This window comes from Bradyrhizobium sp. LA2.1 (assembly GCF_040547725.1).
Taxonomy (GTDB): Bacteria; Pseudomonadota; Alphaproteobacteria; order Rhizobiales; family Xanthobacteraceae; genus Bradyrhizobium; species Bradyrhizobium barranii.
The window spans coordinates 1-5087 of sequence record NZ_JBEPQI010000070.1 but is presented as its reverse complement, the minus strand read 5'-3'; the positions used below and the strand labels follow the sequence as shown (position 1 = coordinate 5087).

Here is a 5087-nt window from a genome sequence, read left to right as displayed (position 1 = left end):
ATGACGCGAAACGTAGGTAGCGAAGACGCCGATCTGGCAGTTCGTGATCTTCCCTGCCGAACCAGTGTATTGCCGCGCCACTCCGCACGAGGCCTAAGGCGTCTGGTACGCGAGCTTGCCGACGTCGTGGCCAGACTGGCAAGAGCCGGGCGAGCTACTCGCGACGGTCGAGCATTTCGCCGTCTACATCAACTGCTGCGAGTTCGCTCCTTGTCCTCTTTAACCCTCGCGCCGCAACGCTGCAAAGGCGCGCTGTCGCATTCCTGACGTATGTTCGAAATCAGCTGCGCTGTTGATTGCCATTGTTAGTTGGGGTTCTCTTAACTCGTTGGATTGTCGTTAGATCTTTGCGATCCGCGAGCTGGCATGGCATTTGCTATAAGTCCGTCATTCACGCCGGAAGCGGAGCGCCGCACCCGAGTAATGGTGGGATCGAGATGGGCGATGAACAGAAGTCGGCCCAAGCCGAAATAGTTGGAGGCCATAAACATGGCAACGCACGATCACGACAACAGGTCTAGCCACACCGCCGAGCCCGTCGACGAAGCAGTTCGACGTACCGGCGAAAGTGCGGCCGAGCAGATGAAGCACATCTGGGAAATGGCGGTTGAGGCTGGTCAGGAGATGAATCGCATCGGTACCGAACTGCTCCGGCAAAATGCGGAGGCGTTCCAAGACGCCATGCGGGTCAGATCGGAGATGACGGCAGCCGCAATGGGCCGCTCTACCGATCAGTTCGCGCTCCCCGGCTTGTGGAGCGGCCTCCTACAGGCTACCGAACGGTCGGCGGGTAACGCTGCGGCTACGCTACAATGCACAAGCGCCGTTACTCAAGCGACAAGCGAGATGTCTCGAGAGTATTGCGCGTTCGTTCGGCATCAAATGGAAATTACGATGACGTGCATAAAGAAGTTCTGGGCCTGTCGAACTCCCCCAGAGATCGCGGTCCTGCAGAGTGAATTCTTGCGTGAAACTGTTCAGGGTCTGGTGGAGAGCAACCGCCGGGTGGTCGGCATCATGTCGAAGGTCGACGAGACCGCAAAGCGCATGGCCAAAAACACTCACTGGCCTGCTGCCTAGCGGGGTTCGGGCGCGACAGCGCTTGCTTGGCACGCGACTTACTGAATCTCGTGCTGAGGGCGGCGGGGCCGATAACAGCGGCGCAGGTTGCCCGATCCGCTCCGCGGCTGAGGGCTATACGTGCTGCGCCAGCTCGTGAGCTAACGATCTCGCAATTAAGCTACGGACCGCGATCGAGCAGACGTTGCAGGTCGACAACGTGCGGACCGCCAATCTCGGCGGGGAGGTCTCGACGTCGGAGTTTGCGAGCGCTGCAATCAAGCGCCGCATAACCAAGCGGACGAGGCGATCGACAATAGGGAGTAGATAGATGGTGAAGGGTTCTGATCTTTTGGTCGCTGCCTTGGAGCATGAAGGCGTTGACCGCATCTTTGGCGTGCCGGGCGACGAAAATCTCGACTTCGTCGAGTCGCTCCGCACTTCAAAGATCCAGTTGGTCTTGACCCGTCATGAACAGGCGGCGGCGTTCATGGCGGCGACGCACGGGCGGCTGACGGGGCGGCCAGGCGTGTGTTTCTCGACGTTGGGTCCTGGCGCGCTGAACTTCTCGACCGGCGCGGCCCATGCACATCTCGGCGCGATGCCGATGGTGATGATCACCGGGCAGAAGGCGATCATGAGCAGCCGGCAGGCCCGCTTCCAGATCGTCGACCTGGTCGGGTCGATGAAGCCGCTGACCAAGCTGGCGCGTCAGATCGTCAGCGCGCCAAGCATCCCGACGCTGTTGCGCGATGCCTTCCGCATCGCGATGGAGGAGCGGCCGGGCTCGGTCCTGCTCGAGTTGCCCGAGGACATCGCCCGTGCCGAGGTCGAGGCGGTGCCGATGGTGCCGATCCATCCGATCGAAATCCCGGTCGCGCACCCCGCGGCCCTCGATCGCGCGGCCGAGATCATCCTGGCGGCGAAGCGGCCCCTGATCATGGCCGGGGCCGCGGCCAGCCGCCCGCGTTCGACCTACTGTCAAGCGCCAGCGTTAGCGGTGGCCTCCAGCTACTCTGGAGCCCTGCATGCTGGTCGTTGAAGGTCTGACGTGCCGCTTCGGCGCAAAAGCCGCGGTGGACGACGCTTCGTTTCAAATCTCCCCCGGCGGCTTCGTCGGTGTGATCGGGCGCTCCGGCGCCGGCAAGTCGACCTTGCTGCGGACCATCAACCGCCTGGTGACGCCGACGCAGGGCCGCATCCAATTCGACGGCATCGACGTAACGGCGCTGCGCGGCAAGGAGCTGCGGCAGTGGCGGGCGCGATCGGCAATGATCTTCCAGCAGTTCAACCTGGTCGGCCGGCTCGACGTCCTCACCAATGTCCTGATGGGGCGCCTCGCAACGATGCCGGCATGGCGCTCGTTGACGCAGACCTGGCCCGAGCACGACAAGGCGCTGGCGATGTCGGCGCTCGAGCAGTTCGATATCGCCTCGCTCGCCGCCCAGCGTGCCGACCAGCTCTCCGGCGGCCAGCAGCAGCGTGTCGCGATCGCCCGCGCGCTGGTGCAGCAGCCCGACATCATCCTCGCCGACGAGCCGATCGCCTCGCTCGACCCGCGCAACACCAAGATCGTGATGGATGCGCTGCTGCGCATCAACAAGCATTTCGGCATCACCGTACTCTGCAACCTGCATTCGCTCGATCTGGCGCGCAGCTATTGCGACCGTCTGATCGGCATGGCGCAGGGTCGCGTGGTGTTCGACGGCGCGCCGGCCGAGTTGACCGACCACGTCGCGCGCGAGCTCTACGATCTCGAAGCCACCGACGTCATGGGCGGAATGCCTGTGCCGGTGCCCGAGGGCGTGCCGGCGCTCGGAACGGCCGCGGCCGCCTGAGCCGCGGCATACCTGTTAGTTGCCCAATTTTTGCGTCAACCGACCCCAACCGATGAAGAGGGTACCATGATCACTCGCAGACTCATCCTCGCCGGCGCCGCCGCGCTCGCGTTCACGACTTCGGCCTCCGCCGTTGCGCCGATTTGCGATGCGCTCACGCTTTACGGCAGCGCTGCCAACTCCGGACTCTGCAAGAGTCTCGGCATGAGTAACCATTGGGTCTGCGAGTTGGCGCAGGGAAGTCCCGACATTCATCTCACCTTCAACGAAACGACCAAGCTGCACATCACGGTCAGAAACCCGAACTGCGAGGGGAAATCAGACCTGACGGGGGCCTGGAATGCCGAGGGTCACACTCTGAAGCTCGCGAACGGGCAACCCTCGATGATCTGTAAAGTGAATGTGCAGAATTATGTTTATCGCCTGAATGCGCAACCTGGCATGGAGGGTGCGGGACGCCGCGCCTGCATCGCTGCGTTCAATACGGCCGCTAGCAACGGCAGAATCTCATTTGATGCTCAGTCGTTCTTTATCAATCTGTGTAAGAAGGACTGTGCGGAGGACGCCAATAAGCCGTGAACTCGTTGACATTTGAGTGCTCTCTCCGAGTGCCGGCGCCTACATGAATGGCGCCCGCACAATCGGTAGTGCACATTAGAGCAGACGACCGGCGCGCGCAAATGCGGCGATAACTTAAGGTGTAAGTTCTGAAGCGGGAAAATGCAGGACAATCTTTAATACGATCTCAGGTCCTTTTTCGGTAACCACAACAATTGCGCTCGTCGCAAGCGGTACTGCCAACCCGTCGGAACTTTCCAGCCTTGCACGCTGCGGAGGCGATGGCCTGTTCCGGAGGTTGTCGTAACGGGCACAATCGGCGATCGGCGCATGACGAAGCGTCGGTGCGGCCGGCGTCATGATGTTGGCCGGTGGGGCGGGTTCACGTTGACGGGCCAGGATATTGAGCACGACATCGCGGCGGAATGGACGCCGTGACTGAGCGCTTCGGCACAGGCCGCTTCCACCGCAGGCAGACCGTCAGTCAGCACCGCGTTGAGGATGTCGACCATCTGCCGGTTGCCGTCATCGGTGCTGGCAAGCCTGCGCCGGATCCGCTCGATCGCGGCCGGCAGCACCCAGTCCTTGAACGGAGCGCCGTTGCGCAAGGCGCCGGCTTTGCGGGCGAGCACCGGCACATAGTGCCAGGGGTCGTAGACAGTATCGCCGCGACTAAAGGCGCGGGTGCTCGGCAACGATACGTCCATCCTGACGGATCACGATGCGATCGGCATAGGCTTGAACTTCGACGGGGCGTCCGACTGCGCTGGCTGCGACCGAGTACTTGTTGTTGTCGAAGCGCACCAGGCAGGTCTTCGAGACCGACGCCGTCACCGCATGGAAGCCGTCGAAGCGGCCGGCATAAGGACCGAGTTTGGGGCGTTCGGCTTCGAACACGTCCCAGATCGTCTGATCGACCAGCTCCGGATGGCGATGAGCCTTGGCGTAGCCGATGCATTTGTCGAGCAGCCAGGCGTTCAACTCGTCGAGGTTTTTGAACCGCAGCCGCGGCGTGAAGAAGCGTTGCCTGACCAGCCCGACCTGGTTCTCGACCTGCTCCTTCTCCCAGCCTGACGCCGGCGTGCAGGCGACCGGATCGACCAGATAGTGGCTGCAAAAGCGACGATTGTAGAGACGCCCTTTACCGACGAAGATCGTCTCTACGGCGGTCTTCATGTTGTCGTAGATGCCACGGGTGCAGGTGCCTTTGAACAGGGCGAACGCTCGGTCGCGGGACACCGAGTAGTAGCCGGTCGAGCCGTCGGCGTTGATGTCCTTGGCGAAGGCGTCGGTCTTGACGCCGGTCAGGCGGGCGCGGGCGAACGAGGCCGAGCCGTAGCTGGCGATATGGATGTTGCCGGCGCGCTGTCCTTCGATGACGGCGGCGTAGTCGTTGGCGATGCGCAGCGTGACCTTCACGCCCAATTCCTTGGAGAGATAGCTCATGAACGGCGCCCAGCGCTCGGTCACGCCCGAGGCGTTTTCCGCCGGAATGACCGCGAAGGTCAGCTCGGGATATTTGGCTTTCCAATCGTCGGATCGCGCGTTGTATCTTCCGAAGGAATGGACCGACGATCCAGATCGTCTGGAAGACGCATACGTGCCTGCCGATGTCGGCTTTGCGACCAAACC

General features: G+C 62.2%; 3 protein-coding genes and 4 pseudogenes. 5 read left to right on the top strand and 2 right to left on the bottom strand.

Annotated features, from left to right (window positions below; all coding sequences use genetic code 11):
• Positions 1-489: 489 nt before the first annotated feature.
• The 4 genes and pseudogenes from ABIB95_RS47150 (at position 490) to ABIB95_RS47135 (ending at position 3476) form a co-directional block, all read left to right on the top strand.
• Positions 490-1080 (top strand): phasin family protein, encoded by a 591-nt coding sequence (locus ABIB95_RS47150; protein ID WP_247457906.1) that lies wholly within the window; start codon positions 490-492, stop codon positions 1078-1080.
• A gap of 310 nt (positions 1081-1390) precedes the next feature.
• Positions 1391-2035, top strand: a pseudogene (locus ABIB95_RS47145) (thiamine pyrophosphate-binding protein); the annotation flags it as partial.
• Positions 2036-2087: 52 nt separating this feature from the next.
• Entirely contained in the window at positions 2088-2897 is an 810-nt protein-coding gene (gene phnC / locus ABIB95_RS47140) for a phosphonate ABC transporter ATP-binding protein (protein WP_247457907.1), read from the top strand.
• A 66-nt stretch (positions 2898-2963) separates the two neighbouring features.
• Positions 2964-3476: a hypothetical protein gene (locus tag ABIB95_RS47135; protein WP_247457908.1), complete on the top strand. Its 513-nt coding sequence runs from the start codon at positions 2964-2966 to the stop codon at positions 3474-3476.
• A 270-nt stretch (positions 3477-3746) separates the two neighbouring features.
• Here the strand turns inward: ABIB95_RS47135 and ABIB95_RS47130 are convergent.
• Both ABIB95_RS47130 and ABIB95_RS47490 read right to left on the bottom strand, forming a co-directional pair.
• Positions 3747-4691: pseudogene (locus tag ABIB95_RS47130) on the bottom strand (Mu transposase domain-containing protein); the annotation flags it as partial.
• Positions 4692-4751: 60 nt separating this feature from the next.
• Positions 4752-4901 (bottom strand): annotated as a pseudogene (locus ABIB95_RS47490) (PhnD/SsuA/transferrin family substrate-binding protein); the annotation flags it as partial.
• On the opposite strand from ABIB95_RS47490, the pseudogene ABIB95_RS47485 reads away from it, so the two are divergent.
• Positions 4900-5087 (top strand): annotated as a pseudogene (locus tag ABIB95_RS47485) (hypothetical protein); the annotation flags it as partial. The pseudogenes ABIB95_RS47490 and ABIB95_RS47485 sit on opposite strands and share 2 nt — an antisense overlap.

Bases quoted from the DNA above. Each gene is read 5' to 3' on its own strand.
- ABIB95_RS47150 (WP_247457906.1), top strand. From the start codon at position 490: ATGGCAACGCACGATCACGACAACAGGTCTAGCCACACCGCCGAGCCC.
- phnC (WP_247457907.1), top strand. From the start codon at position 2,088: ATGCTGGTCGTTGAAGGTCTGACGTGCCGCTTCGGCGCAAAAGCCGCG.
- ABIB95_RS47135 (WP_247457908.1), top strand. From the start codon at position 2,964: ATGATCACTCGCAGACTCATCCTCGCCGGCGCCGCCGCGCTCGCGTTC.